This window comes from Limnospira platensis NIES-39 (assembly GCF_026000695.1).
Lineage (GTDB): Bacteria > Cyanobacteriota > Cyanobacteriia > Cyanobacteriales > Microcoleaceae > Limnospira > Limnospira platensis.
This window is the reverse complement of record NZ_AP026945.1, coordinates 5,014,623-5,040,554: the sequence shown is the minus strand read 5'-3', so window position 1 is coordinate 5,040,554 and position 25,932 is coordinate 5,014,623. Positions and strand designations below refer to the sequence as shown.

23 protein-coding genes are annotated in these 25,932 nt (G+C 45.1%); 6 read left to right on the top strand and 17 right to left on the bottom strand.

The window, feature by feature from the left end; all coding sequences use genetic code 11:
- Positions 1-16 precede the first annotated feature (16 nt).
- Positions 17-1,084, bottom strand: a complete 1,068-nt coding sequence (locus N39L_RS24855) for a glycosyltransferase family 4 protein (RefSeq protein WP_006619867.1) — start codon at positions 1,082-1,084, stop codon at positions 17-19.
- Positions 1,085-1,236: 152 nt separating this feature from the next.
- Positions 1,237-2,520 (bottom strand): serine hydroxymethyltransferase, encoded by a 1,284-nt coding sequence (glyA, locus tag N39L_RS24850; protein WP_006619868.1) that lies wholly within the window; start codon positions 2,518-2,520, stop codon positions 1,237-1,239.
- A gap of 32 nt (positions 2,521-2,552) precedes the next feature.
- Between glyA and N39L_RS24845 the strand changes: the two genes are divergently transcribed.
- The 3 genes from N39L_RS24845 (at position 2,553) to N39L_RS24835 (ending at position 3,632) form a co-directional block, all read left to right on the top strand.
- Complete coding sequence (locus N39L_RS24845; RefSeq protein WP_014276685.1) at positions 2,553-2,780, top strand: hypothetical protein; 228 nt, start codon at positions 2,553-2,555, stop codon at positions 2,778-2,780.
- Between the two features lie 38 nt (positions 2,781-2,818).
- Positions 2,819-3,013 (top strand): hypothetical protein, encoded by a 195-nt coding sequence (locus N39L_RS24840; protein ID WP_006619869.1) that lies wholly within the window; start codon positions 2,819-2,821, stop codon positions 3,011-3,013.
- A gap of 151 nt (positions 3,014-3,164) precedes the next feature.
- Positions 3,165-3,632, top strand: coding sequence for a Tic20 family protein (locus tag N39L_RS24835; protein WP_006619870.1), 468 nt, complete (start codon positions 3,165-3,167; stop codon positions 3,630-3,632).
- 71 nt (positions 3,633-3,703) lie between these two features.
- Here N39L_RS24835 and N39L_RS24830 read toward each other — a convergent pair whose 3' ends face one another.
- The 5 genes from N39L_RS24830 to N39L_RS24810 all read right to left on the bottom strand — a co-directional run bounded on the left by N39L_RS24830 (position 3,704) and on the right by N39L_RS24810 (position 9,198).
- Positions 3,704-4,774, bottom strand: coding sequence for a hybrid sensor histidine kinase/response regulator (locus N39L_RS24830; RefSeq protein ID WP_006619871.1), 1,071 nt, complete (start codon positions 4,772-4,774; stop codon positions 3,704-3,706).
- Between the two features lie 86 nt (positions 4,775-4,860).
- Positions 4,861-6,111: a S1 family peptidase gene (locus N39L_RS24825; protein WP_231852000.1), complete on the bottom strand. Its 1,251-nt coding sequence runs from the start codon at positions 6,109-6,111 to the stop codon at positions 4,861-4,863.
- 36 nt (positions 6,112-6,147) lie between these two features.
- Positions 6,148-7,035, bottom strand: coding sequence for a S1 family peptidase (locus tag N39L_RS24820; protein ID WP_006619873.1), 888 nt, complete (start codon positions 7,033-7,035; stop codon positions 6,148-6,150).
- Between the two features lie 28 nt (positions 7,036-7,063).
- On the bottom strand, positions 7,064-7,660 hold the full coding sequence (locus N39L_RS24815; protein ID WP_006619874.1) for a COP23 domain-containing protein: 597 nt from the start codon (positions 7,658-7,660) through the stop codon (positions 7,064-7,066).
- A 242-nt stretch (positions 7,661-7,902) separates the two neighbouring features.
- Positions 7,903-9,198, bottom strand: a complete 1,296-nt coding sequence (locus N39L_RS24810) for a glutamate-5-semialdehyde dehydrogenase (RefSeq protein ID WP_006619875.1) — start codon at positions 9,196-9,198, stop codon at positions 7,903-7,905.
- 146 nt (positions 9,199-9,344) lie between these two features.
- On the opposite strand from N39L_RS24810, the gene N39L_RS24805 reads away from it, so the two are divergent.
- The 3 genes from N39L_RS24805 (at position 9,345) to treS (ending at position 14,847) form a co-directional block, all read left to right on the top strand.
- A complete protein-coding gene (locus N39L_RS24805; protein ID WP_006619876.1) occupies positions 9,345-10,082 on the top strand; it encodes an AsmA family protein in 738 nt (245 codons plus the stop codon).
- A gap of 71 nt (positions 10,083-10,153) precedes the next feature.
- Positions 10,154-11,482 (top strand): dihydroorotase, encoded by a 1,329-nt coding sequence (locus tag N39L_RS24800; protein WP_014276684.1) that lies wholly within the window; start codon positions 10,154-10,156, stop codon positions 11,480-11,482.
- A gap of 44 nt (positions 11,483-11,526) precedes the next feature.
- Positions 11,527-14,847: a maltose alpha-D-glucosyltransferase gene (treS, locus tag N39L_RS24795; RefSeq protein WP_014276683.1), complete on the top strand. Its 3,321-nt coding sequence runs from the start codon at positions 11,527-11,529 to the stop codon at positions 14,845-14,847.
- An 81-nt stretch (positions 14,848-14,928) separates the two neighbouring features.
- Here the strand turns inward: treS and N39L_RS24790 are convergent, their stop codons facing one another.
- The 10 genes from N39L_RS24790 to N39L_RS24745 form a co-directional block, all read right to left on the bottom strand.
- Entirely contained in the window at positions 14,929-15,636 is a 708-nt protein-coding gene (locus tag N39L_RS24790; RefSeq protein WP_014276682.1) for an MgtC/SapB family protein, read from the bottom strand.
- Between the two features lie 161 nt (positions 15,637-15,797).
- Entirely contained in the window at positions 15,798-16,403 is a 606-nt protein-coding gene (locus N39L_RS24785) for a DUF7219 family protein (RefSeq protein WP_231851999.1), read from the bottom strand.
- Positions 16,404-16,491: 88 nt separating this feature from the next.
- The gene (mgtE, locus tag N39L_RS24780; RefSeq protein WP_014276680.1) at positions 16,492-17,862 is read right to left on the bottom strand and encodes a magnesium transporter; all 1,371 of its coding nucleotides are present in this window, start codon (positions 17,860-17,862) and stop codon (positions 16,492-16,494) included.
- Positions 17,863-18,223: 361 nt separating this feature from the next.
- The gene (locus N39L_RS24775) at positions 18,224-18,358 is read right to left on the bottom strand and encodes a hypothetical protein (protein WP_286133209.1); all 135 of its coding nucleotides are present in this window, start codon (positions 18,356-18,358) and stop codon (positions 18,224-18,226) included.
- Between the two features lie 109 nt (positions 18,359-18,467).
- Positions 18,468-18,812, bottom strand: coding sequence for a hypothetical protein (locus N39L_RS24770; RefSeq protein WP_014276679.1), 345 nt, complete (start codon positions 18,810-18,812; stop codon positions 18,468-18,470).
- Positions 18,813-19,948: 1,136 nt separating this feature from the next.
- Positions 19,949-20,128, bottom strand: a complete 180-nt coding sequence (locus N39L_RS24765) for a hypothetical protein (RefSeq protein WP_014276678.1) — start codon at positions 20,126-20,128, stop codon at positions 19,949-19,951.
- Between the two features lie 40 nt (positions 20,129-20,168).
- On the bottom strand, positions 20,169-21,794 hold the full coding sequence (gene guaA, locus N39L_RS24760) for a glutamine-hydrolyzing GMP synthase (protein ID WP_006619883.1): 1,626 nt from the start codon (positions 21,792-21,794) through the stop codon (positions 20,169-20,171).
- Between the two features lie 109 nt (positions 21,795-21,903).
- Positions 21,904-23,028 (bottom strand): cobalt-precorrin-5B (C(1))-methyltransferase CbiD, encoded by a 1,125-nt coding sequence (cbiD, locus tag N39L_RS24755; protein ID WP_014276677.1) that lies wholly within the window; start codon positions 23,026-23,028, stop codon positions 21,904-21,906.
- Positions 23,029-23,180: 152 nt separating this feature from the next.
- Complete coding sequence (locus tag N39L_RS24750) at positions 23,181-24,089, bottom strand: fumarylacetoacetate hydrolase family protein (RefSeq protein ID WP_014276676.1); 909 nt, start codon at positions 24,087-24,089, stop codon at positions 23,181-23,183.
- A 196-nt stretch (positions 24,090-24,285) separates the two neighbouring features.
- Positions 24,286-25,923, bottom strand: coding sequence for an acetolactate synthase large subunit (locus N39L_RS24745; protein ID WP_014276675.1), 1,638 nt, complete (start codon positions 25,921-25,923; stop codon positions 24,286-24,288).
- Between the last annotated feature and the right edge of the window lie 9 nt (positions 25,924-25,932).

Below are 25,932 nucleotides of genomic sequence, written 5' to 3'. Positions count from 1 at the left end.
ACAATAGATGAGACTATTAACTTGATGATTTGGCTCGCTTTACAGCTTTCCAACTGGTATAACCTAACAATCCGGTAGTTGCCCAAGCATAGACCAAACCACTGGGAAAACCGGAGAAAGCTAGAGCTAAACTCCCCACCCATAAGGTGAGAGTATAGATAAATAGAACAGTTAACCTTTGAGATAAACCAGCTTTTAGTAGTCGGTGATGCAAATGACGGTTATCAGCAGCAAAGGGAGATTTTCCATGTCGTAATCGTTCAATAATAACTGCTGACATATCCAAAATCGGCACAGCTAGAATTATATAAGGTAGTAAAACAGAGGTTACGGCGGTAGTTTTAACTAAACCAATAACTCCGACACCAGCTAAGGTAAATCCCATAAAATAGGAACCGCCATCGCCCATAAAAATCTGAGCGGGGTTAAAATTATATCGGAGAAATCCCAGACAACCGCCAGCTAGGGCAGCAGCAATTAGGGCGGCGGCGGGTTGATTCATATATAGAGATGCGATTAACATAACGACGGCCGCAATACCGGAAACCCCAGCAGCGAGACCGTCGAGGCCGTCAATCCAATTTATAGCATTAGTCATTCCCACTAACCAAAGGACGGTGACGGGTAAACTTAACCAGCCGATATGTATTAAGCCGCCAAAGTAGGGGATACTCAGGAATTCAATGCGGACTCCGACCCACCAGACTAAACTGGCGATCGCTGTTTGTAAGATTAATCGAGTTAGGGGAGACAGACCAAATAAATCGTCTGCCAAACCAATGAGAAAGAATGCTATAGCGCCTATAGCGACTCCTAAGATTTCAAATTCTTGTTTAGGGGGGAGGGGTTGACCATCTGCGCCGATAAAGCCACCAAAGCACCAAACTAATATTAGTGCGATGAGTGTACCGATGAAGATAGAAACTCCCCCCAAGCGAACCATGGGACGCTGATGAACTTTGCGATCGCAGGGTAAATCTACTCGTCCGCTTCTCAGGCCGATATTTTTGACTATCGGTGTACTCCAGAGGACAACGACGGTAGAAATTACAAAAGCCAGCAGATGATAAAAAGGATAGGGCATCTGATCAAAGTTTTTTGGGATGGGTGCTAAAAGCTAGTTCAGGGTGAGTCTACTATATTTTGAACCGCCTGATCACAGTCTCCCCTTAAAAGATGGGGGTATTGTTGGTTATTTTTGCACCCATCAGACCCAGAATCAGACCCAGAAACTGATTAAGTTAGTGCGGGAACTTTGATTTGTAAATGGGGATATAGGGGGAAGCGATCGCAAAGTTGGGCGACCCGCGCGCGACAGTCGGCTGTCACTGTGTCATCATCAGGATTTAATAGGCGATCGGCGATAATATTACCGATTTCGATAAATTCTGAAGTTCCCATCCCTCTGGTGGTCATGGCTGGAGAACCTAACCGCAGACCACTGGTGACAAAGGGTGATTCTGGGTCAAAGGGGACTGTGTTTTTATTGGCGGTGATGTTGATTTCACTCATCAAGCGATCGGCAATTTTTCCGGTCATTTTCACCGATCGCAAATCCACCAACATCAGATGGTTGTCTGTACCACCAGAAACAATTTTTAAGCCCCGTTGCTGTAAGCAGTTAGCTAAGGCTTGAGCATTGGCGATCACTTGGCTTGAGTAGGTTTTAAATTCCGGTTTTAGTGCTTCCCCAAAGGCGACCGCTTTACCAGCAATGACGTGCTCCAGGGGTCCGCCTTGAGTACCGGGAAAAACGGCTTTATCTAGTTTTTTGCCCAATTCTGGGTCACGGGTAAGGATTAACCCCCCCCTAGGTCCGCGCAGAGTTTTATGGGTGGTGGTGGTGACGACGTGACAATGGGGTAAGGGGTTCGGGTGATGACCTGTGGCGACCAGTCCCGCAATATGGGCGATGTCCGCTAGGAGGTATGCTCCCACTTCATCGGCGATCGCTCGGAATTTGTCAAATTCAATAATCCGGGGGTAGGCGGAATAACCACAAATCATCAGTTTGGGTTGATGTTGTTTAGCCAGTTCCAAAATCTTGTCATAGTCCAGGGTTTCCGTTTCTGGACTGACTCCATAGTGGCAAACATTAAACCATTTACCCGACACGTTGACCGGGGAACCGTGGGTTAAGTGTCCGCCGTGGGATAGATCCATTCCCATGATTGTATCTCCGGGCTGTAGGAGAGCCAGGAACACGGCAAAATTAGCTTGAGCGCCTGAATGGGGTTGAACGTTCGCATGGGTGGCATCAAAGAGTTCACAGGCGCGATCGATAGCTATTTGCTCGATTTTATCGATAAATTCACAGCCGCCATAGTAGCGTTTTTTGGGGAGTCCTTCCGCATATTTGTTGGTGAGGACTGACCCTTGGGCGGCTAAGACAGCGGCGGAGGTAAAGTTTTCGCTGGCGATTAGTTCCAGGTGTTCCCGTTGACGCTGTAGCTCTTGTCCGATGAATTCTGTTACGGTTGGATCACTTTGGGCTAGGATGTCTAGGTTGGTGTCACTCACTGTATAAATTCCCCTTTCAGAGTTCTTAGGTTTTGGTACTATGGAGCGATCGCTTGAAAGTGCGCCCCAAATTCACCATCATAACCCGCTTACTGCCCCCAGATACATTTAACCCCGAAAAATATAGCCGCCGCCAGTTGATATTTCCACCCCAGCCAACAAAATCTGATCATCGGATGTATCCCGTGACACAACCTGATATTAATGGCCATGTTAAGTTGTGCATCAATCCTGGGGTCTTGACTAATCTCAAAATATAATGGGGATAGGGCTTCAGCAATCGCGGGGAGAGAAGATTATGTTAGTCATGGTCATGGAAAACCAAATTATTGAGACCCATCAAGTGTGTCAGGGGTGTTTACTCGCCGACCATAGCGGTCAACCTCGCTGGCGTGGTGGCCATCTTAGTTGTGGTCATCTTATCCGTAAACCCGGAGACAATCAACCCGGTCAGTATGAGTGTCAGATGGGATTCCGCATTGCTAATATTTAGCTGTGACGTTCTGCTGCTGCTGCTCCCCCATTAAGCTAACGCTATAACGGGGGGTGTCTCTGTGAAATCTAATTCGTAGTTCAGCAATATTCCCTTGTCACTGCGTTATGCTGGGAGTGTGGACTTGTTTTGGTTAACAGGAGAGCTGACTATGAATTGGCGCGGGACAACGACCGTTCGCGATCGCATTTTTGCTTGTTTGCCCTATATGCTACCCTTGATGTATGGAATACAGTTCGGCGTATTTTTATTAACTCAATTTCCCATACTACAGATTATCTTGATTCCCATAGCTCCCCTAATGGCAATTTTTCAGTCCATTCCTTTTGCGGGGATCATTGTCTTTTTCTTGATGTATCTGCTGGTGGTGCGTAACGAAAATATCCCCCACTTTATCAGATTTAATGCCATGCAGTCGATTTTGTTGAATATTATCGTGCTTGGCTTTAGTCTGATTTTGGGGATTATACCATTGCAAGGGTTTATCCAAGAAACTCTCTTCAATATGATTTTCTTGGGTGTTTTAGCCTCTGTTAGTTATGGTATTGTCCAATCTATCCGGGGACAGTATGCAGAAATTCCGACCATCTCCGATGCGGTTTATATGCAGGTTCGCTAGAATTAGCAACTGTTAATATCTGGGGGCGGTCTTAGGGGCTGCCCTTGTTTTTCGAGATTCGGAAATAACCATTATATAGTAATCTCAAAAATACTGCCTTGTGGTTGGTTGGGGATAACTCTAATGTGTCCGCCATGGGCTTCCACAACCATTTTACAAAAAGCCAATCCCAAACCAATTTGAGATACATTTTTTACCAGTTTCCCGATGTCATATTTATTAAAAATACTCGCTCTAAATTCCTCCGGTACTCCCGGACCAAAATCAACTACTTGGACCCTAGCACCTTTGGGGGTAAGATAATCAGCATTAATAATAATTTCACTATGACGGGGTGAGAATTTAGTGGCGTTGGAAAGTAAGTTATCCAAAACTCGTGTAAATAGTGCCTCATCAACCTTAATTCTACCACCAGGCGCGGGAAGTTTACAAATAAGTTGGATATTTTTTTGAGTGGCGATAACCTGGAAATTTTCCACAGTGGATTGAATAGTAGTAGACAAATCAACCTCGGTCAAATTTAACTCAAGGTGTCGGTTTTCCATTTTACCCATGATTACCAAGTCGTTAATTAAGGCTTGTAAACGTTGGGCGGAGATTAAGCATTTACCAATTTTATCTTCAATTTTATGGGGAAGTTCTGTCCTCTGTAAAAGATATAGGCTAAATAATAAACTCATTAAAGGATTCCGCAGATCATGAACTATCATATTAACCATATCTTCGCGGGATTTTAGAATAGCTTCCAGGTCATCATATTGAGACTTTATCCGCAACATAGAGTTAACTCTAGCAACGAGTTCCACCCGATTAATGGGTTTGCTAATAAAATCATCAGCCCCGGTTTGTAAGCAGCGGGCGAGGTCTTCTTTACTGTCTAAGGCGGTGACCATAATAATGGGTAAAGTTTGCCATTTGCGAATGTCTTTAATAGCGCGACAAACTTGCTGGCCATCCATGTCGGGCATCATGACATCGAGTAAAATTAAATTGGGTTGCAGTATATCCAAGGAGGCGATCGCCCGAGTCCCATTAGATGTATAATGCAACTGATAATTTTGGTCTGATAATAAAGTTTCAATTACATCAAAATTATCGGGGTCATCATCTACAATCAAAATAGATGTTAAAGAAGATGTCATAGTTAACTTTTCAGATGAGATCCAAGTAGTTGCCGCAACTACCAAGACACAGCAACAAGTGGAATTTGGGCTATTATAACATACATTTACCAACAAGGCTCTCCCAAAAGTAGACTATCGCAACCGCCAGACGGTGTATCTCGCAGTCGAGAACCTAATCCCTCAAAAGAACTGTAACTATCATAAATGTTAGGAATTACATCTTGAGGGTCATCAAAGCTGCCCACAGGAACAGATCCGATCGCAAAATCGACGGTTCCGGTGCTACTTCTGGCGGGAATGGCGGTAAGGGCGGCTTGAATGATTTGGGGCTGTGGGGGATTAGTATTAAATGATAGATTTAACCCCGTGCGCCGAATTAAGCCGATAAAATTATTAAAGGCTTGAGCGCTACTAAATCGGGTTCGTAGGGTGGCTGGGTCAGCGCGTCCGCTTCCTTGACCTTCGATGGCAAAATCCCCAGACTCAAAGGCTTGGGCGTTGGGGGCATTACTAACGGAACAGAATTGATTAACCAGTTGGGCTTTACCGCCGGAACCCCGACCGTGAACGCCGACGACGCGACCTTGGTTGTCAAATACAGGACCGCCACTCATTCCGGGACGGGTATTGTCTAAGTAAAAAATGCTATAACCGTTTTCGCTACTGGCGGGGTTAACTACTCCGGTGACGGGTCCCCAGGTAAATCGTCTTTGGCGACGGGTGGCTCTCCCGGTACAGCGTCCGGTGGTGGCATCTCTTTCTTTTTCGGGGTCAGGCCAGCCGGAAACATAAATGGGGTCGCCGACATTGAGGGAGTTTTCTGTGGCGGAAGGGGCTACGGGATAGTGACGATCGCTTTCAAATACTACTACGGCTAGATCTGGTCCGTCTACTCTGGTGGGTAGGGTGATGGAATAACAGCCAAATCTGATTAAATTTCCTGGGGTGGGAGAACCGTTGAGGGGACAGCCTCGCCCATCGTTGGGTTGTTGGACTATATGAACTTTACCGTCACTGGTGCGGATACCGTAAGATATCCCAGCATTTAGGTCTCGCTGTCGGAAGTTGTGGCTAACAGTGAGAACATAGTGGCGATTACCTTCGCGGGCGATAATGACCCCGGAACCGGGATGCCATACGCCATCGGGGTTGTTTTGGCCCGCTTGGGGATTTCTGTAGTTATTTTCTAGGGCTTCGATGAGTTCGGGTCGAAGTTCTGGCGCAATTAATACGGTGGTTTGGCTGGCGATGGAGTTGATTTCTGCGGGGGAAAGTGCAGCCATGGCGGCGGGGGCTAGAGTCGCTAATAGGGAGACTCCGGCTAACAGTAGTAGATTTTGAGTAAGCGATCGCATTTTGATCATTGTTCCTAACCTAATATTTATTCTGGTTTACCAAAACCATTCGGAGGGTGAGGATACGGGAGAAACGGGTTCAACGGGGGGTGAGGGTTTGGGGTTGATGGTGTTTGCTGATGTGAAATTGGGGGCGAGTTGTAACACGGTGTGAATGGGAACCGCCCAACTGTACTCAACTAATTTGGCGGCTTCGGCGGGGTCGGGGGATGAACCGTCTACAAATTGATAGGCATTTCCCCACAGTGGATATTTGTGCATTCCATTAATGGCGACAAGTTCTCCTCGGCGATTTAATAGGGGTCCGCCACTCATTCCTGAAAAAATGTCGTTGGTGTATCCTACCTGATAACCTCCGATAAATGGCTGTGGCATCCACCGGGAGACTTGACCTTGTGTAATCACAAACCCTTGGGGGGCTGATGGGTCGGGTTCTAAGGGAAATCCGGCGGCGATTACGGTTTCTCCTAGGGCTACTGGTGTGGGGGCGATCGCTGCTACATTATAGGAGTGATCTACACTGCGAAATTGCACAATCCCTAAATCATTGTGAAACCAAGATATAGAGTTAACTATTTCGGCGGTATGGATGCGGTTATCGTAGGTCTGGACTCGATAATTTTGCCCTCCCCCTGGTAGCAAAACATGATCATTGGTGACGACTGTATAAATGCCACCCTGATGGTCAATAATTACCCCGGTTCCCCACATCCTTCCTGAGTAAACGCGGACAGTAATCTGTCTAGCTTTTTGGTGCAGGGCGGCTGTTGCGGGAATTGGTAGATTGGTGTTGGCGGCTAGGGTTGGTTCCGGCTGCAATTGTCTGGTTTCTTCTTCTGTCAGCACTTGTGCTTGACAGCTTAATCCTAACAGGGGAAAACCAATGGCGATCGCCCTGGCTAAAAATTTGAGTAATTGCTGCACCTTAGATACTTGGTAGATATTTTAGGGCTCACCATGCCGTCCCAGGTTGAGAACTGGGGGGGGTTGATGGTGTGGTGGGTGTGGGGGTAGCGGCTTCGGCGGGAACTCCCCCTAAAAATTGATCAAAGTTGATGTAGACACCTGCATCATCTTCGCTTTCAAATAGGATATCACTGGCTCCTCGGCGGATGTTGAACAGTCGCTGAAGTTTACTTTCGGCGGGTTCGGGGTCGTCCGCTTTCATGGTAAATAATATGGTGTTACTAGCACAGGGCATTCCATGATCGGAAACTACGCAAATTACTGGTAAATTGTTGACATATCCGGCGGTTAGATATCTCAGTTGTCCAGTATGGGAAAAGTTGGTAAACCTTTGGGCGATTTCCTGACAGCGGCGTTCTGGGGAATAGCCAGAGGCGCTGAAATATTCAGAATATAAGCTAACTATGGGTTTATTTCCGGCGGGTGTGCGAGCGTAGACGGTGGGATAGCCTATGGGGGAGTTCATGTCGCAGTAAAAGGATGTTACTTGCGCTTGGGCGACATCAGGTGGCTGAAATACGGCGAAACTTCCCAAGGCAATGGCGGCTACAGTTGCTAGTTGCACAGTTGTATTGTTTTGCATTTTCTAAGCCTTTGAGACCTTACCTTACATTATGGACGGTTTTGGGGCGATCGTCAAGTATTAAGAAATGATTATATTTTGGTGATTTTAGGAAAATTTATGCTAAATAATAATTCTAGTAACTTGGTGTAATCTAGTTAACCATAATCAGTTAGGCGGGTTAAGCAATGTTGCGGGTGAAATTATGAACCTGAACAATTGCTCCCGCCTTTCCCAGTTTAAATGGCTGTGGGTGGCTATTGTTAGAGCAAGTTTATATGGGTAAATGGTTGGGGATTATTTCCGGCGTAAGTGGCGACTATATGACCATCCCCAATTAATTGATATTTATAGGTAACTAACCCTTCTAAACCTACGGGACCCCTGGGGGGCATTTTTTGGGTACTGATACCGACTTCCGCCCCAAAACCATAGCGAAAACCATCAGCAAAACGGGTGGAACAGTTATGAAATACTCCGGCTGAATCTACAATAGACATAAAGGTTTGGGCGGCTTCTGGGTCTTCGGTAATGATGCCATCTGTATGACCTGAACCGTAGGTATTAATATGAGAAATGGCTGCTTCTAAATTTTCGACGACTTTAATTGAGAGAATTAAATCAGTATATTCTGTCTGCCAATCTGCGTCTGTGGCTGGGGGTATATCCAGGATTTTTTGGCTGTGATTATCTCCCCTTAATTCTACTCCTTTTTGTTGGAGTTCTGCGGCGATTTGGGGTAAAAATTTGGGTGCTATATCTTGATGGACTAACAGGGTTTCTAAGGCATTACAAGCGGCCGGATATTGGATTTTGGAGTCAATGACTATGGGTAGGGCTTTGGATATATCCGCCTCCCGGTCTATATAGAGGTGACAAATACCATCAGCATGACCTAAAACGGGAATCCGGGTATTTTCCTGGACGAATTGCACAAAAGAATTAGAACCCCTGGGGATAATTAAATCCACATATTTATCTAACTGTAATAACTCAATAATTTCGGAGCGAGTAGTTAATAACTGTACGACTTCGGGATTGACTGGGGTTGTTGCTAGTCCCTGGCGGATGGCTTTCACAAGTTCTCGACAGGAATGAATCGCCTCTTTTCCACCTTTTAATATTACGGCATTTCCAGACTTGATGGCTAAGGCGGAAATTTGAATAACGGCATCTGGTCGCGCCTCGAAGACTACTCCTAAGACTCCTAAAGGACAGGTTATCCGGCGCAAATTTAAGCCTTGGTCTAGTTCCCTATAAATTTGAATTTCACCTACTGGATCGGCTAATTTTTCGACATCTCGCAAGCCGGAAATCGCGCCTTTTAATTTGGCTTCATCGAGTTTTAATCGGTTATAAAGAGGTTTGGCGATACCATCAGCTTGGGCTTGTTGACAGTCCATCTGGTTGGCGGCGAGAATGTCTGGGGCGGCATTTTCTAGGGCTGGGGCTATGGATGCGATCGCCTGATTTTTGGCATCTGTAGATAAAACAGCCAATTGGCGGGCTGCTGCTTGGGTTTTTTGGGCGGTTTCAATTAGCAACGGAGAAATAGTCATGGTCAGCAATTTATGTAAAATCTAGGTAAGCAGTTAGAGAAGAAGGCTATAATAATTATAGCAAACAATTGACCGGAAACCAATCAACTGTTAAATTTTCTGGTCTATAATATGTCAAAATCACGGGCTAAATCTGGAGTGAAACCATGACTAAAAAACGGAAAAATTGGTTGACTATTGCTGGGATTGTGGGAGGTGTGCTGATTGTCCTGGCTGCTATCATCAATGTGACTTTATCTAGGGTGGATGGCGAATTGCAAAATTACCTAGAAAATATAGTGAGTTCAACCCTAGGAGTACCGACCGAAATTCAATCCTTGAGTTTGGATAAATTTCGGGGTGATTTGCGGGTTAATAATCTGACGATTAACAATCCTGATAATTTTAGCACTCCCCATGTGATCAAGATTTATCAGGTGGATATTGATGTGACTCCGAGAAGCCTGTTAACTGATGTGGTGGAAATCAATAATTTCGCGATTAACCATATTGATGTCAACATTGAACAGAGATTACTAAAAAACAATATCCTGGCGATTCTCAATAATCTGAAATCTACCCAACGGTCGGAACCGCGAACACCGTCGGAAACCCCAGAGGAAAAATCGCAAACTAAGCTCAAGCTGAACTTTGATGTTATCGATGTTCAGAATACTAAAGTTAATGTGACTTTAGCACCTTTGGGATTTGTCCAAGTCCTTGATTTTCAACTCCCTAATCTGCGCTTAACTAATGTATCATCAGATGACTTTGAAGAAATTCTGACCAGCGACTTTATTCGGGAAGTTGTGCAAGATATATTCGAGAGTATTATTAGAGATGGTGGGGAAAAAATCCCGGAGATTTTACAAGAGGCGATCGCCCCAGAAACTAATCCCAGGTAAATGATGATAACTTGTAGCCAGTTGATGGTAAAATGGTAATGGTTGTGTAAATATACGGTCACCAATTAATCATGTCTACTACCCCAATTATCTATATCCGTCGCGCGAACATTCTGCTACCGGATGGCAATTTCAGCTTAGGAGATGTTAAACTTGGCGGGGGGAAAATTCTGGAAATTAGTTCAGAACTTCCCGCCGCTGGAGAGTCGGAAACCGACCTAAATGCAGAGGGGTTAACTCTGTTACCGGGAGTAATTGACCCCCAGGTTCACTTTCGGGAACCGGGATTAGAATATAAAGAAGATTTATCAACAGCCAGTCGCGCCTGCGCTAAAGGTGGCGTTACCTCGTTTTTAGAGATGCCGAATACTCGCCCTTTAACTAGCACTAAAGAAGCGCTGGCGGATAAACTAGAAAGGGCGGCGCAAAAGTGTTTAGTAAATTATGGCTTTTTTATGGGGGCGACTCCTGAGAATTTACCTGATTTATTAGAGGCTAACCCGACTCCTGGGATTAAAATTTTTATGGGGTCAATGCACGGACCTTTGTTGGTCGATCACGAAGAAATTTTAGAGCCGATTTTTGCTAAAGGCGATCGCCTAATTGCGGTACACGCGGAAAACCAAGACCGGATTAATCGTCGTCGCGAGGAATTTGCGGGACAAACAGATCCAGCGATTCACTCCCAGATCCAAGATGAACAAGCCGCCCTAGAAGCCACCCAACTCGCCCTGAAGCTCTCTAAAAAATATCAACGAAGATTGCACATTTTGCATCTATCTACGGGTATAGAAGCGGAATTACTGCGACAGGATAAACCCGCCTGGGTAACTGCAGAAGTTACCCCCCAACATTTGGTGCTAAATATCACCGATTATGGTAAAATTGGAACCAAAGCTCAAATGAATCCGCCTTTGCGATCGCCTGAAAATAATGATGTTCTCTGGCGAGCGTTGTTAGATGGAGTTATCGACTTTATTGCTACTGATCACGCCCCCCACACCCTAGAAGAAAAAGCTAAACCATACCCAAATAGTCCTTCAGGAATGCCGGGAGTTGAGACATCCTTACCGGTGATGCTAACTCAGGCGATCGCCGGACGTTGTAGTGTTGCTCAGGTATCTAACTGGATGTCAACAGCCGTAGCGAAAGGTTATAATATCCCTAATAAAGGAGCGATCGCCCCTGGTTATGATGCTGACTTAGTGTTAGTTGATTTAAACAATTATCGCCCAGTTTTAGCCTCAGAATTGCAAACTAAGTGTGGTTGGAGTCCCTTTGAAGGCTGGCAGTTAACCGGGTGGCCAGTGGTTACTATTGTCGGAGGTCAAGTAGTATATGACCATGGCAAACTTAACTTAGAAGTAAGAGGCAAAGCCTTGACATTTGACCATCAGTAAAAGCCCTAAAAATTTGCAAATATTGACGAACAGAAATTAAACCTATGGCACAATCAAAACTCAATAATGATCCGCTTTGGTTCAAAGATGCGATTATTTACGAAGTGCCAGTCCGCGCCTATTGTGATAGTAATGGCGATGGTATTGGCGACTTTGCTGGACTCACGGAAAAATTAGATTATCTCGAAGAACTCGGCATCACTGCCATCTGGATTTTACCATTTTTCCCATCTCCATTGCGAGATGATGGCTATGATATTTCCGATTACCGAGATGTTAACTCTATCTATGGTAATTTAGAGGATTTTAAAACCTTTCTTTATGCCGCCCATGAAAGGGGAATTAGGGTAATCATCGAGTTAGTAGTTAACCACACTTCCGACCAGCACCCGTGGTTTCAGCGGGCGAGGAGACTCCCCAAAGGCAGTAAAGAACGGGAATTTTATGTATGGAGTGATACCCCAGACAAATACCCAGAAGTGAGGATTATTTTCCAGGATTTTGAGACCTCTAACTGGGCGTGGGACCCGGTAGCAAAAGCCTATTATTGGCATCGTTTTTACTCCCATCAACCGGACTTAAATTATGAGAGTCCCGAATTGCAGCAAGCCGTGTTAGAACTTGCGGATTTTTGGTTAGGAATGGGAGTAGATGGGATGCGCTTAGATGCGGTTCCCTATCTGTGTGTGCAGGAAGGAACAAACTGCGAAAACCTCCCGCAAACCCATGCCTTTTTGAAAAGATTACGGGCTTATATTGATAGCAAATATGAGGATCGGATGCTATTAGCGGAAGCCAATCAATGGCCGGAAGATGCTGCCGCTTACTATGGGGAAGGTGATGAATGTCAGATGAATTTTCACTTTCCGTTAATGCCACGTTTGTTTATGGCATTACGAATGGAAGATAGTTTTCCGATTGTGGATATTCTCAACCAAACTCCGTCTATTCCTAATAATTGTCAGTGGGCATTATTTCTGCGTAACCATGACGAATTAACCCTAGAAATGGTGACAGACGAAGACCGAGATTATATGTATCGGGTCTATGCAGAAGATACCCAAGCGCGACTAAATTTAGGGATTCGTCGCCGTCTCGCGCCACTACTGGGGAACGATCGCCGCCAAATTGAACTAATGAATAGTTTGCTGCTTTCTTTACCAGGAACTCCTGTGCTGTACTATGGTGATGAAATTGGCATGGGAGATAATATATATATAGGCGATCGCAACGGAGTCCGTACCCCCATGCAGTGGAGTCCTGATCGTAACGCTGGCTTTAGTCGTGCCAACCCTCAGAAACTGTATCAACCAGTTATTTTAGACTCTGAATATCACTACGAAGCCATCAACGTGGAAGCGCAAAGCGCTAATCCTAATTCCCTCCTGTCATGGATGAAACGTTTAATTGCCATGCGGAAACGTTTTCAAGCCTTTGGACGTGGAACTTTTGAACTGTTACATCCCGAAAACAGGAAAGTCTTAGCATTTGTCCGCACCTACTCTGGGGAACATATTTTAGTAGTGGCAAACCTGTCGCGATTTGTGCAGAGTGTAGAATTAGATTTAACCCCATTTCAGGGAATGGTTCCCGTGGAAATTTTCGGGCGAAATCACTTCCCAAAAATTGGAGAATCGAGCTATTTTCTGAGTATTGCGCCCTATGGATTTTACTGGTTTATGCTTCAGTTTGATCCAGCCACCAGCCTGCTACCTCGTCCCCGCCACCAACTACCAGCTTTAGAGGTTGCGAAAAGTTGGCATCAAATCTTTTCTCAGTCGGATACCCGCGAACGTTTAGAGTCTTTGTTCCCTGAATATCTACATCGATCCTCGTGGTTTATTAGTAAATCTAGGGTTATGCAGTCCGTGACAATTGCTGATTTTATTCCGATTCCTTTCCCCAAACAGGAAGCAGCTATTGTCATGCTAAATGTAGACTATACAGAAGGGTTTGCAGAAACCTATGTAGTGCTGTTATCTTGTGCTATTGGTGAACAATCAAAAGAAGTTAGTGCTAATTTTCCTAGTGCGGTGTTGGCTTCAGTAAAAATCGATGATCAAGAGGGGATTTTATTTGAAGCAAGTGCTGATCAAGACTTCTTAACTCTCCCCCTAGATATGATTCGGAACCGCCAACAGTATAAAGGTAAACATGGCACTTTAACGGCGATGACTACGGACGCGCTGGCTGGGGTAGATATGAGTGAAGAGAAAATGAATCCTCAGCTAATGGGAAAAACGGATAAAAATGCCTTAGTTGTTTATGGCGATCGCCTAATTTTTAAATTCTTCCGCCGAGTCGAACCGGGTATTAATCCCGAATTAGAAATTCGCAGTTTTTTAGGACAGAAACAACAATTAGAACACATTGCGCCAGTAATGGGAGGGTTAAAATATAAACCCCGTCGCGGAGACTCTACAACTTTAGGGGTTTTACAGGTATATATTCCCGATGGTATTAAGGCTTGGAATTATACTTTAGATAATCTCCGAGACTTTTTCGATCGCATAACTTTACCAACGACGGAAACTCCGGTGGAGGTTCCCTCAGAATCTCTGCTAACCTTAAAAAATCAGGAAATTCCCGAAGAAGTAGCGATCGCGATCGGATCATATCTGAGTAATATTCAACTACTAGGTCAACGCACAGCCGAGTTACATATTGCCTTATCCAGCGATACGGACGACCCGAATTTTACCCCAGAACCCTTTTCATCTTTATATCAGCGATCGATTTATCAATATTCCCGAAACCTGACCGGACAGGTAATGCTGAAGCTGAGAAAAGGGCTCGATTCCATGGGACCGGAAACCAAGGACTTAGCCAAAAAGGTTCTGAGTAAACATGAGTATATTTTAGCGCGTTTTCAATCCCTACTCAACCTCAAAATTACCGGACTGCGAACCCGTTGTCATGGGGACTATTCCTTAGAAGAAATTCTCTATACAGGTAAGGATTTTTGGGTAATTGACTTTGAGGGAGAAACCTACCGAACTTTGAACGAAAGACGGATGAAGCGATCGCCTTTGCGGGATGTCGCCGCCATGTTACAATCCCTCAATTATGCCACCCGTATTGCTTTACTCAACGAGGTAGAAAATGGCATGATTCGACCCGAAAATCTACCAGAAATGGAACAATGGGCGAACATCTGGTATAATTGGGTAGGTGCTAAATTTTTGGGCAGTTATTTAGAAGTAGCTAAAGAGGATGGATTTTTACCCAAGACCAACCAGGAATTACAGGTATTACTGGACAGCTACCTACTAGAGCGAATTATCCAAAGTTTAGACTTCCACTACCATCGCAGTCAACAACTAATTGATATTCCCTTACGGCAACTCTTAGAGGTTGTAGTCTAAAGGTTTATCGATGGGGAGGCGGGTAATTTACAGTGTAACCCGCCTCTACTGGTTCATGAATAATTGATAATCAACCATTAATTATTCATCATAGTCTTGCTCAAGAATCCGCCAACTCACAGATTTAACCGAAGGTTCTAAACTTAATCGGCTAATAATTTGCTCCAACAAATTATCATCACGATTCTGGGCTATTATTTGAGCTTCAACCTCAACCAAATTATTAAAGTCATCTAAATCTTGACTCCGCAAAGAGCGCAGCTTAATTTTATTCATTTTACCCAGAGCATCGAGTAATAAAACCCTTATATGAGCTTCTTCATCACCCCGACAAACTAGGGAACACAGATAATAAAACTCTAATTCAGTCCATTCTGTGGGTTGCTGGTTAATGCGAAGACTCAAGGGACGCAAAACCGTGTTAGCAATCAAAACCGCACAGGCTCCCATAAATGCTTGGGAAAAAAAACCAGCCCCCGATAAAGTCCCAATGGCAGCAGCGCACCAAATAGTCGCCGCCGTATTCAACCCCTTAACCGTGAGGCCTTCTTTTAAAATCACACCCCCAGCCAAAAAACCGATTCCAGACACAACTTGAGCCGCAATGCGGGTAGGGCTACCCTCTCCGGGAGTCATCACGGAAAGAATAACAAACATAGAGGCTCCCGTCGCCACCAATGTATTAGTCCGTAACCCAGCCATGCGCTGCCGCCACTGACGTTCAATTCCCAAAGCCGAACCTAGCAAAAATGCCACCGTCAGTCTCAGCAATGTTTCTGTCCACTCCATGGCTCACCTCTTCTTCTGATTCTGCTTTGATGGACTTTGTACACAGTTGAGTTAACTATGCCAAGAACCTACTGATTTTAGGATATTTTCGGCAGCATTCAGCGGAAAAATAAGTGATGGGGAGGGGTTCAACCTCCCCATATTGCCCTATTCGGGAGCGGTTATGATTCGGGGTGGGAGTCTTGCAACTCCTGCCACAACTGTTCCAGACGCTCCATTGCTTGTTTCGGTGAGATTTTACCACTGGTTTCTAAAGCACAGGCGATCGCCACTTGATTAGAAAACTCCTGAAAAACTTGGTTAAAACGGAGATTTTCTGAGGTAAGCTGTCCGCGATAGCGACAATAGGGAGATAACATTTCTTGCAAAACCAGCCGAGCTTCCCTCGGATCATTGATAGCATCAGTAGTTTTTTCTCCATATTCAGCCAAAATTTGATTCAAATAATAGTTATCCTGGGCCTCTAACTTCTCAATCAAATGCAAAATCAAGGGAAGATTAACTTCGGCAATTAAATAGTCCCGTGACCGCTGCCACCATGAATATTTGAGGCTAGGTACTGATTCCCCTAACTGTTTCAATGTGCGAGCTGGAGATAGAATAGATTGCTCCGAGGAAGTCGCCATCTTGCGTAAAGTCTCCCGACGGGATTCCGAAGATTCCCGTTTTGCCATAGCTTTGTAAATTTGTGCAATTTCCTGTTTCCGCAAACAAATTTGTTTCAGGGTAGAAATAACACTAGGGCGGGCAGTGATAGCTTGACTCATGATCATGTTCTTATCTCCTTAGTTTTTACAATGTTTTTGCCAACTTAGGGTAATTCCTTGACTCAGATAGTAGTGGGTTGAATCTCAGTTAACTAACACCAACCAGCAACCCCACTAGAGAAAAATAAATCCACAGACCCGAAAAGTCTTTAATTGTGGTGATAAATGGATCAGCACCAGGACCGTGATCAAAGCCGAGTCTTAGCATAATCATCGGCAACATTGCTCCTAAAATTGCTCCCAAAGTAATTACACAAGTTAAGGAAATTCCCACCGCTAAACCCAGTTGGGGGATATCGTTAGGTAATCCTTGCCAGAAGTAGGCGGCTATTCCCGCCACAGTGCCTAAAATTACCCCCATAATGAAGCCAATGCGAATTTCTCGGAATAGATAAGCAGTAAACTGGCTAGGGTGAATTTGACTCCAGGCTAAACCACGGGCGAAAATAGTGCTTGATTGAGTGCCGACATTTCCCCCCATATCCATGACTAGGGGAATAAATACCGCCGCCGCCACGATCGCCTCTAGGGTATCTTCAAAAGTTTCGATCACGCCACCGACTAAAAAACCACCAATCAGGGTAACAATTAAGAACATTATCCGCAGTCTAATGGCATAGAAAGAAGGACCACGCACCAGTTTTTCACTCCAACCTTGATCACGGGTTAATAAATTCCCGACTCCGGCTTGGCCTAAAATTGTCTCGGTGGCTTCTTCTTCCACTAAATCAATCACATCATCAAAGGTGATATCTCCAATTAATCGCCCTTCGTTATCAACTACAGGAATGGCGGGAAGGTCGTTATTTTTCAGGAGTTGAGCCGCTTTTAAATCGCGATCGCTCGCGCGGACGGCAATGGTTTCACCCTCGGCTAATTCACCAATAATTTGATCAGGATTAGCTCTAATCAGGTTAACGGTAGGAACAAATCCCCGATAATATCTTTCGGCATCAATGATAAACACAACTGCCAGTTGATTCGGGTCTAATTCCGATTGGCGGATAGTCGTTAGGGTATCAGCAACGGTCATGTGACTGCGGACGGTAACCAACCGCAGATTCATAATTCTTCCCGCACTATTTTCGGGATATCCCAGTAGTAAGTTAACCGTTTCCCTGGCTTGGGGACTGAGTTTCCCTATCAGTCGCTTAGTCACTTTAGCCGGAAGTTCCTCAAATAGCTGCACACGATCATCAGGATCAAGTGCTTCCAGAAGCGTCATTACTTCGGGATTTTCCATATCTTGAATTAGATCGGCTTGTTCCTCCGGGCGTAAATATTCAAAAACGGCGATCGCTCTGTTTTTTTCTAGTAATCGAAACGCTATAACTCGCTTATGGGGTTCAATTTGCATCAGCAGTTGTACCAGTTCCGAAGCCGGTAAACTATTCGCCTCTTTTTTCGCCGCTTCTAATGCAAAAGGTTGTAGTAAATCGTTCAAAACATTGCCACGCATTTTTCACCTCTCACTAAATACAGGATAATTGTCAGCATCAAACCATGTTTATTGCCTTAATTTTTTGAGGATATTTGCCAGCATAAATCGACTCACAAAAGGTGATTTTGTAAGTGGCAAAAGTAGACAAAACACAGTTTCAGGCTGAATAAATCCTCAAAGATTCAACCTGTCAACCAGTCCACTGGCTGCACTATTTATTCACTAATCAAACATCACGAAACAACCGGGCTTTTTCTTGCAATACCAAGAAAAAACCAGCTCGAAATTGATTCAAATATTCAGTAATAGTCTAGGGGGTTTACCTCCTTCCTTCCCAGTCACTATGCCCAGCAGTGACCGGAGATGAACCCACTAATCTTTAATAAAGCGATCGGGGCAAATTCATCAAACCAATCAACTGCCAGCCACACCTAGGGCTAGGGTCAGGGTCTTCTTTAGACGAATCGGACTCTTGATGTGTAGTTATGAAACTACTACTACCAGGAATCTCCATTGGTTTAGTTTCCTCAAAAAGTTAAAGCAAACTTGGCGGCATCCAAGCTGGCATACACCAGATTTTCTGCCATGCACCCCACCATTTTAAGCATACTATCTGGTTTTTGTCAATACCATTGACCGGAAAAAATGCTTTTTACCCCCAGAGATATCCGATTAAGATCTTCTTGGAGTAGGGGAGGCCATGCAACACCTTGTTTAGACTTGAGGAGAAATTGCTGATGGCTTTCCATGGCTAATTGATACAAAGCCAACACCAGAGGGCGATCGAAGTTATCGGTTTCTTTGAGGGAGTCATACACCATTTTAATTGCTAACAAAATCGATGTCACTTGACCAGGGACTGGGGGCTTACCTTCTTTCAGACGAATTAAAAAGGCATCGGGGTTATTTTGTATTTCCAAAGCCATACCTTGGTCAATTAAGAAACTACGGGCAGTTTTATAGTCCATTTTTCATCAGTAATAGTGGGTTAGGGCGGGTTTACCAAAACCCCGCTGGGAATGATGATTGACCGCAGAACCCGCCCCTACAATAATTTCCCGGTGGGTTAGGGCGGGTTTACCAAAACCCCGCTGGGAATGATGATTGACCGCAGAACCCGCCCCTACAATAATTTCCCGGTGGGTTAGGGCGGGTTTACCAAAACCCCGCTGGGAATGATGATTGACCGCAGAACCCGCCCCTACAATAATTTCCCGGTGGGTTAGGGCGGGTTTACCAAAACCCCGGTGGGAATGATGATTGACCGCCGTGGGGCGCGTTTACAATTATCTATTAATTTCCCGGTGGGTTAGGGCGGGTTTACCAAAACCCCCCTGGGAATGATGATTGACCGCCGTGGGGCGCGTTTACAATTATCTATTAATTTCCCGGTGGGTTAGGGCGGGTTTACCAAAACACCGCTGGGAATGATGATTGACCGCCGTGGGGCGCGTTTACAATAATTTCCCGGTGGGTTAGGGCGGGTTTACCAAAACACCGCTGGGAATGATGATTGACCGCAGTGGGGCGCGTTTACAATAATTTCCCGGTGGGTTAGGGCGGGTTTACCAAAACCCCGCTGGGAATGATGATTGACCGCAGAACCCGCCCCTACAATAATTTCCCGGTGGGTTAGGGCGGGTTTACCAAAACACCGCTGGGAATGATGATTGACCGCCGTGGGGCGCGTTTACAATTATCTATTAATTTCCCGGTGGGTTAGGGCGGGTTTACCAAAACACCGCTGGGAATGATGATTGACCGCCGTGGGGCGCGTTTACAATTATCTATTAATTTCCCGGTGGGTTAGGGCGGGTTTACCAAAACCCCGCTGGGAATGATGATTGACCGCAGAACCCGCCCCTACAATAATTTCCCGGTGGGTTAGGGCGGGTTTACCAAAACCCCGCTGGGAATGATGATTGACCGCAGAACCCGCCCCTACAATAATTTCCCGGTGGGTTAGGGCGGGTTTACCAAAACCCCGCTGGGAATGATGATTGACCGCAGAACCCGCCCCTACAATAATTTCCCGGTGGGTTAGGGCGGGTTTACCAAAACCCCGGTGGGAATGATGATTGACCGCCGTGGGGCGCGTTTACAATTATCTATTAATTTCCCGGTGGGTTAGGGCGGGTTTACCAAAACCCCGCTGGGAATGATGATTGACAGCAGAACCCGCCCCTACAATAATTTCCCGGTGGGTTAGGGCGGGTTTACCAAAACCCCCCTGGGAATGATGATTGACCGCAGAACCCGCCCCTACAGGATGAACAATTAACAATTAATAATTATCCATTATCCATTATCCATTATCAATTGCCCTATTCCCATTCGATAGTTCCTGGGGGTTTGGATGTAATATCGTAAACTACCCGATTGACTCCTCGCACTTCATTAACAATGCGGTTAGAAATAGTTTCAAGTAAATCGTAGGGAACCCGCGACCAGTCGGCGGTCATACCATCTTCACTAGAGACAAATCGCAACACGACGGGATAGGCGTAAGTACGCTGATCTCCCATAACTCCCACACTGCGGACGGGAAGCAATACGGCGAAGGCTTGCCAAAAATCATGATAAACGCCGGATTTGTGAATTTCATCACGGACGATGAAATCAGCATCACGCAGAATATTCAGTTTTTCGGCGGTAACTTCCCCTAGAATACGAATGGCTAAACCTGGACCAGGGAAGGGGTGGCGGCGGACGATTTCTTCGGGTAAACCTATCGATCGCCCAACTTTGCGAACTTCATCTTTAAACAGTTTGCGGAGAGGTTCAACTAATTTAAATCGTAAGTCCTTGGGTAAACCGCCAACGTTGTGATGGCTTTTGATTTTAACCGCTACCCTTTCCCCAGTTTTCGGGTCAACATTGGTATCGGCTGACTCAATTACATCAGGATAAAGGGTTCCCTGGGCGAGATAGTCAAAGGGTCCGAGACGGGCTGATTCTTCTTCAAAGACTCGGATAAATTCCCCCCCAATGCGTTTGCGTTTTTCTTCGGGGTCGGTCACTCCTTTGAGTTGTTCGAGAAAGCGATCGCGGGCGTTAACGTATTCAACCGAGATATGAAATCGATCATCAAATAGTTTTACCAGTTTTTCGGGTTCATATTTCCGCATAAACCCCTGGTCAATAAACATACAGGTAAGTTGATCTCCGATCGCCTGATGGAGTAAAAATGCCAGAGTTGAGGAGTCCACCCCGCCGGAAAGGGCTAATAATACCCGTTTATCTCCTACTTTACCCCGAATCTCGCGGATAGCTTCTTCCACAAAAGTTTCTGTAGTCCAGGTCGGTTCACAGTCACATATATGATAAACGAAATTCCTGATTAAGGCTTGACCACCAATAGAGTGAACTACTTCCGGGTGAAACTGAACTCCGTAGAGTTGGCGTTGATGGTCAGCGATCGCCGCACAGGGGGTATTACCTGTATGGGCGAGAACCTCAAACCCTGGTGGGAGTCTAGTACAGGAGTCACCATGACTCATCCACATGGTAGACCCCTGCTCAACATTAGTCAGTAGATCTGTTGGATCATCAATAGTTAGGGAAGCCTTACCATATTCAGCTAGTTTAGCCCGTTCTACCTCCCCCCCCAGTTGTTGAACCATTAACTGCATTCCATAACATACACCCAACACCGGAACCCCCAGATTCCAAATTTCTGGGTCACAATGGGGGGCTTTTTCGTCATAGACCGAACTAGGTCCACCGGATAAGATAATCCCTTTTAAGTTCAGGTCGGCTAATTTTTTGGCGCTGGTGCGATAGGAAATCACTTCCGAATAGACTTCTGTTTCCCGAATACGACGGGCGATCAGTTCCGAGTATTGGGAACCGAAATCTAAGATCATAATCATTTCCCGATTAACTGAGGTAACCGGTTCGGTTATTGGTGTCGGTAGAGTTTGCTCTGGGGCTGAGGTTTGCACAGTCATATTGAGTTAAGGGTTGTAGATGTTGATATAGTCATGGGGGCTAGGTTCTGGTAGCACCGGGAGGAGTAAAAACGCGGCAATTTTGCGGATAATTTGTTGAGGGAGTATTCTAACTAGGATAACAAATTTGCTGCCAAATTGTATCACCGATCGCACTTTTGCAGATAATTTGACGCTGGCGATCAAATAACACTGACCCCACCTGAACATTTACTTCCGCGTGGGTGTGTATATAGGCGGCGGCGCGATGATCAATAGCCGAGGCGATCGAACCATATATGCGATCGACCCAATCCCCCTTTAGTTCCCGCAGGTACAATAAAGCATCTTCCGTCGTCGGAGAATGCAAAACCTTCTGTAGATCTGGGGTTGGTAATCCCATATCCGCACAGTGAGCCGTTAAAATTTCTAAGCGTCCGTCTGCGAGGTGATGATGGGTGTGGAAAATCCCCCCAGCCACTTTGATCAGCTTTCCGTGATACCCAAATAGTAAAATCGATTCAATTTCTACACATCCTGCCGTTACTAGCATTGGCCCCAACCAGTTAGCCGTTTTGACAATTTGTTCAGGCTTAATACCCAAATGCGTGGCTAGGTCTAATCCATTTTCACCAATACAAAATACTAGGGTTTGAAAGTCGGCGGCTTTCGCTTCCAGCGTCTCCCGATAGACTTCCAACTGTTCGGGGACGCTGAGGGGTTGGGATATACCTGTTGTTCCCAGCAATGATAGTCCTTGGATGACTCCAAAGGCTTCGTTAGATGTGCGTTTGGCTAGTTTTTTGCCTTCTGGTAAAATAACCGTAACTTGAATGCGATCGCCTAGTGACACTAAGGATTTCAGGTTACTTAAAATCAGGGATTTCGCATATTTATAAATCGCCGCTTCTTCCCCTTTCTTCTGCATTCCCACCCCTTCACCACCCACAATTTTAATGGGGATTTCTAGGGAATTAATGTTACTGCCTATTCTTTCTACTATTGCCCAAACTGGCGTATGGCGAGTAATATCTAAGTTATCTCCTGGGTCCGAACGAGTAATCCCTAAAGCCGCATGATCACTAATACGAGCCACCTGTTCGATCGCAATTTCCGCCGTTTCTGGTGGATCGATTAAATCCACCGTCACCGTATTTTTATCATTAGGGCTCTGGTCTTGGAGATGCTCCAAAGCGGCGATCGCCGCCGCACAAGCAAAAACCGGAAGTGTATATCCAGAACGAGGTTTAGTCATAAGTCTAACCTAGTATGAGTAAATTATATATATATCATCTTCAATCATTTTCAGCCACAGGTTCCCCGTATTTATCTAAATGTAAACTTGTCACCTCTCCCATATTTTACCATATTAAGTCAAATACTTAAAACCAGACCCGATTAATTAATTTACCCTACCCGATTAATCAATTTACCTACCCCTGTCACTTCCACAACTACCTCATCTCCAGCAGTTAGGAAACGGGGCGGATTATATCCCATCCCTACTCCCGCCGGAGTACCTGTAGCAATAATATCTCCTGGTAATAAAGTCAGTCCCGCCGACAGAGTAGATATAATCGCGGGGACATCAAAGATAACTTGATCAAACTTAGCTTGTTGTCTTTTTTCCCCATTCACCCAACAGCAAACCTCAATATTTTCCGCAGATGGCATCATCGAACGATGCACAACTACCGGACCCATAGGCGCAAAACCATCTAGGCTTTTTCCCCGAAACCATTGGCGGTGATCTGATTGTAAATCCCTAGCTGAGATATCATTTAAGGCTGTATAACCAAATACATAATCCCAGGCATTTTCTGGTAAAATATTAGTGCCTTTTTTGCCAATAATAATCGCCAATTCCGCCTCATAGTCTAATTTAGAGGTTAAATGGCTATAGCTAGGAATTATCGCACCCGTACCGATCGCCGTAGTGGTAGCTTTAGTAAAAATAATCATTTGGGTGGGTAGTTGGTCGTCTTTATCAACTCTACCCAGCATTTCTTTAGCATGATCTAAATAATTCTTACCCAAACAAAAAATATTGCGTTTAGGATGAGGAAAAGGTGCTATAATTTCAGTATCTGTCAACGGCGCACAGGCAATTTTTGCGGCGATCGCTTTCTCCGTCAAATCCCCAACCGCCTGAGTCGCAGTATCTCCAGCTTCTACTAATTCTAATAAAGTCTGAGTCGTTAAGGACTCATCCAAAATCTGACTAGCTTTAACTAAGTCCACAACAGTCTGATCAACTAAAGTCCCCAATTGTCCATTTTTTAGGGTTAAAAACTTCATAGTTAAAATCTCAGCCACTGCACATCCTACATGACTACAATTGTATCAGGCTATTAATAGCAATCCTCAATCAATCGCCAAATAAGCCCTCACCCCCAAGCCCTCACCCACAAAGGGAGTACCCAGCGACCAAAGGCGATCGCTGGGTCTGAGAAGTCCAAATCTGAGAAAATCCGAAAGTCTCAGCGGGTTAGTGGTGAAATCCAATCAATAATTAAATAGGACAGCACAAACCGCCAGCCCGTTGGCTAAAGCGGGCATTTTCCCGATAGTCTACCGGACAATCAATCACCACAGGAACTTCCGAAGCCAGTGCTTCTTTAAGAATAGGAACCAAATCAGTCGCCGCCTCAACCCGGTATCCTTTCAATCCCATACTTTCAGCAAACTTGACAAAATCAGGATTACCGAATTTAATAAACGAGGACGAGCCAAACTGGTCTTCTTGTTTCCATTCAATCAAACCATAGCCACCATCATTAAAAATCAGCGTGACAAAAGGTGTACCAACTCGCAGGGCGGTTTCTAATTCCTGACAGTTCATCATAAAACCGCCATCTCCGGTAACCGCCACTACTTTTAATTCAGGATTGACAAGTTTAGCAGCGATCGCCCCAGGAATAGAAATTCCCATAGCCGCAAAACCATTAGAAATCAAACAAGTATTAGGGCGATCGCTGTGGTAATGTCTTGCCATCCACATTTTATGAGCCCCGACATCAGAAATCACGATATCTTCCGGTCCCATCACCTGGCGCAAATCATAGATAATTTTTTGAGGTTTAATGGGGAAACCATCATCATTAGCATAGCGTTCATAATCTTGGCGAATATCTGAGCGCAGTTTTACCCCATAGGGGTCCAGCTTACCAGTGCGGTCAGACCGACGCAGAATCTCATTAAGAGAATCAGAAATATCCCCAACAATTTCCGCAATAGGAATATAACTGCTATCAATTTCCGCCGCATTAGCCCCCACATGAATAATCGGAATTGTGCCTTTAGGATTCCATTTTTTCGGTGAATATTCAATCAAATCATAGCCAATAGCAATCACCAAATCTGCCTTATCAAAAGCGCAACTAATGAAATCCCGCTGCTGAAGTCCTGTCGTCCACAGAGATAAAGGATGGGTATAAGGAATCGCCCCCTTACCCATAAAAGTATTAGCTACAGGAATATTTAGTTGGGTAGCAAATTCAGTCACCGCCTCACTAGCATTAGCTCTCAAAGCTCCATTACCTACTAGGATGAGGGGATTAACAGCTTTGGAGATAGCACTAGCCGCTTCATTCATGCTTTGATAAGCAGAATAAATTTTTTCGCGGCGATCGCGATTTAGCGGCTGCCCTTCCACAGCCATACTAGCAATATTTTCCGGTAAATCAATATGAACCGCCCCCGGTTTTTCCGTTTGGGCTAATTTAAAAGCCTTACGGACAATTTCCGGCGTAATGCTAGGTCTGACAATTTGAGCATTCCACTTAGTGACAGGGGAAAACATTGCCACCAAATCCAGGTATTGATGGGATTCAATGTGCATTCTGTCTGTACCCACCTGACCCGTAATTGCTACCAAGGGAGCCCCATCAAGGTTAGCATCTGCCACCCCCGTCATCAGGTTAGTCGCACCAGGTCCCAAGGTAGACAAACAAACCCCTGCTTTTCCGGTCAAACGTCCGTAGACATCTGCCATAAATGCAGCACCTTGTTCATGGCGGGTGGTGATAAATTGGATAGAAGAATCTTTCAGGGATTCGAGAACTTCCATATTCTCTTCTCCCGGTAGTCCGAAGACATATTTAACCCCTTCATTTTCGAGGCATTTAACCAAAAGTTCGGCTGTATTCATTGGGCACTT

Bases quoted from the DNA above. Each gene is read 5' to 3' on its own strand.
- N39L_RS24785 (WP_231851999.1), bottom strand. From the start codon at position 16,403: ATGAGTCAAGCTATCACTGCCCGCCCTAGTGTTATTTCTACCCTGAAA.
- N39L_RS24855 (WP_006619867.1), bottom strand. From the start codon at position 1,084: ATGCCCTATCCTTTTTATCATCTGCTGGCTTTTGTAATTTCTACCGTC.
- N39L_RS24830 (WP_006619871.1), bottom strand. From the start codon at position 4,774: ATGACATCTTCTTTAACATCTATTTTGATTGTAGATGATGACCCCGAT.
- N39L_RS24815 (WP_006619874.1), bottom strand. From the start codon at position 7,660: ATGCAAAACAATACAACTGTGCAACTAGCAACTGTAGCCGCCATTGCC.
- N39L_RS24770 (WP_014276679.1), bottom strand. From the start codon at position 18,812: ATGGACTATAAAACTGCCCGTAGTTTCTTAATTGACCAAGGTATGGCT.
- N39L_RS24745 (WP_014276675.1), bottom strand. From the start codon at position 25,923: ATGAATACAGCCGAACTTTTGGTTAAATGCCTCGAAAATGAAGGGGTT.
- N39L_RS24805 (WP_006619876.1), top strand. From the start codon at position 9,345: ATGACTAAAAAACGGAAAAATTGGTTGACTATTGCTGGGATTGTGGGA.
- N39L_RS24775 (WP_286133209.1), bottom strand. From the start codon at position 18,358: ATGGAGATTCCTGGTAGTAGTAGTTTCATAACTACACATCAAGAGTCC.
- N39L_RS24825 (WP_231852000.1), bottom strand. From the start codon at position 6,111: ATGCGATCGCTTACTCAAAATCTACTACTGTTAGCCGGAGTCTCCCTA.
- cbiD (WP_014276677.1), bottom strand. From the start codon at position 23,028: ATGACTAAACCTCGTTCTGGATATACACTTCCGGTTTTTGCTTGTGCG.
- treS (WP_014276683.1), top strand. From the start codon at position 11,527: ATGGCACAATCAAAACTCAATAATGATCCGCTTTGGTTCAAAGATGCG.
- guaA (WP_006619883.1), bottom strand. From the start codon at position 21,794: ATGACTGTGCAAACCTCAGCCCCAGAGCAAACTCTACCGACACCAATA.
- mgtE (WP_014276680.1), bottom strand. From the start codon at position 17,862: ATGCGTGGCAATGTTTTGAACGATTTACTACAACCTTTTGCATTAGAA.
- N39L_RS24800 (WP_014276684.1), top strand. From the start codon at position 10,154: ATGTCTACTACCCCAATTATCTATATCCGTCGCGCGAACATTCTGCTA.
- N39L_RS24810 (WP_006619875.1), bottom strand. From the start codon at position 9,198: ATGACTATTTCTCCGTTGCTAATTGAAACCGCCCAAAAAACCCAAGCA.
- N39L_RS24840 (WP_006619869.1), top strand. From the start codon at position 2,819: ATGTTAGTCATGGTCATGGAAAACCAAATTATTGAGACCCATCAAGTG.
- N39L_RS24790 (WP_014276682.1), bottom strand. From the start codon at position 15,636: ATGGAGTGGACAGAAACATTGCTGAGACTGACGGTGGCATTTTTGCTA.
- N39L_RS24835 (WP_006619870.1), top strand. From the start codon at position 3,165: ATGAATTGGCGCGGGACAACGACCGTTCGCGATCGCATTTTTGCTTGT.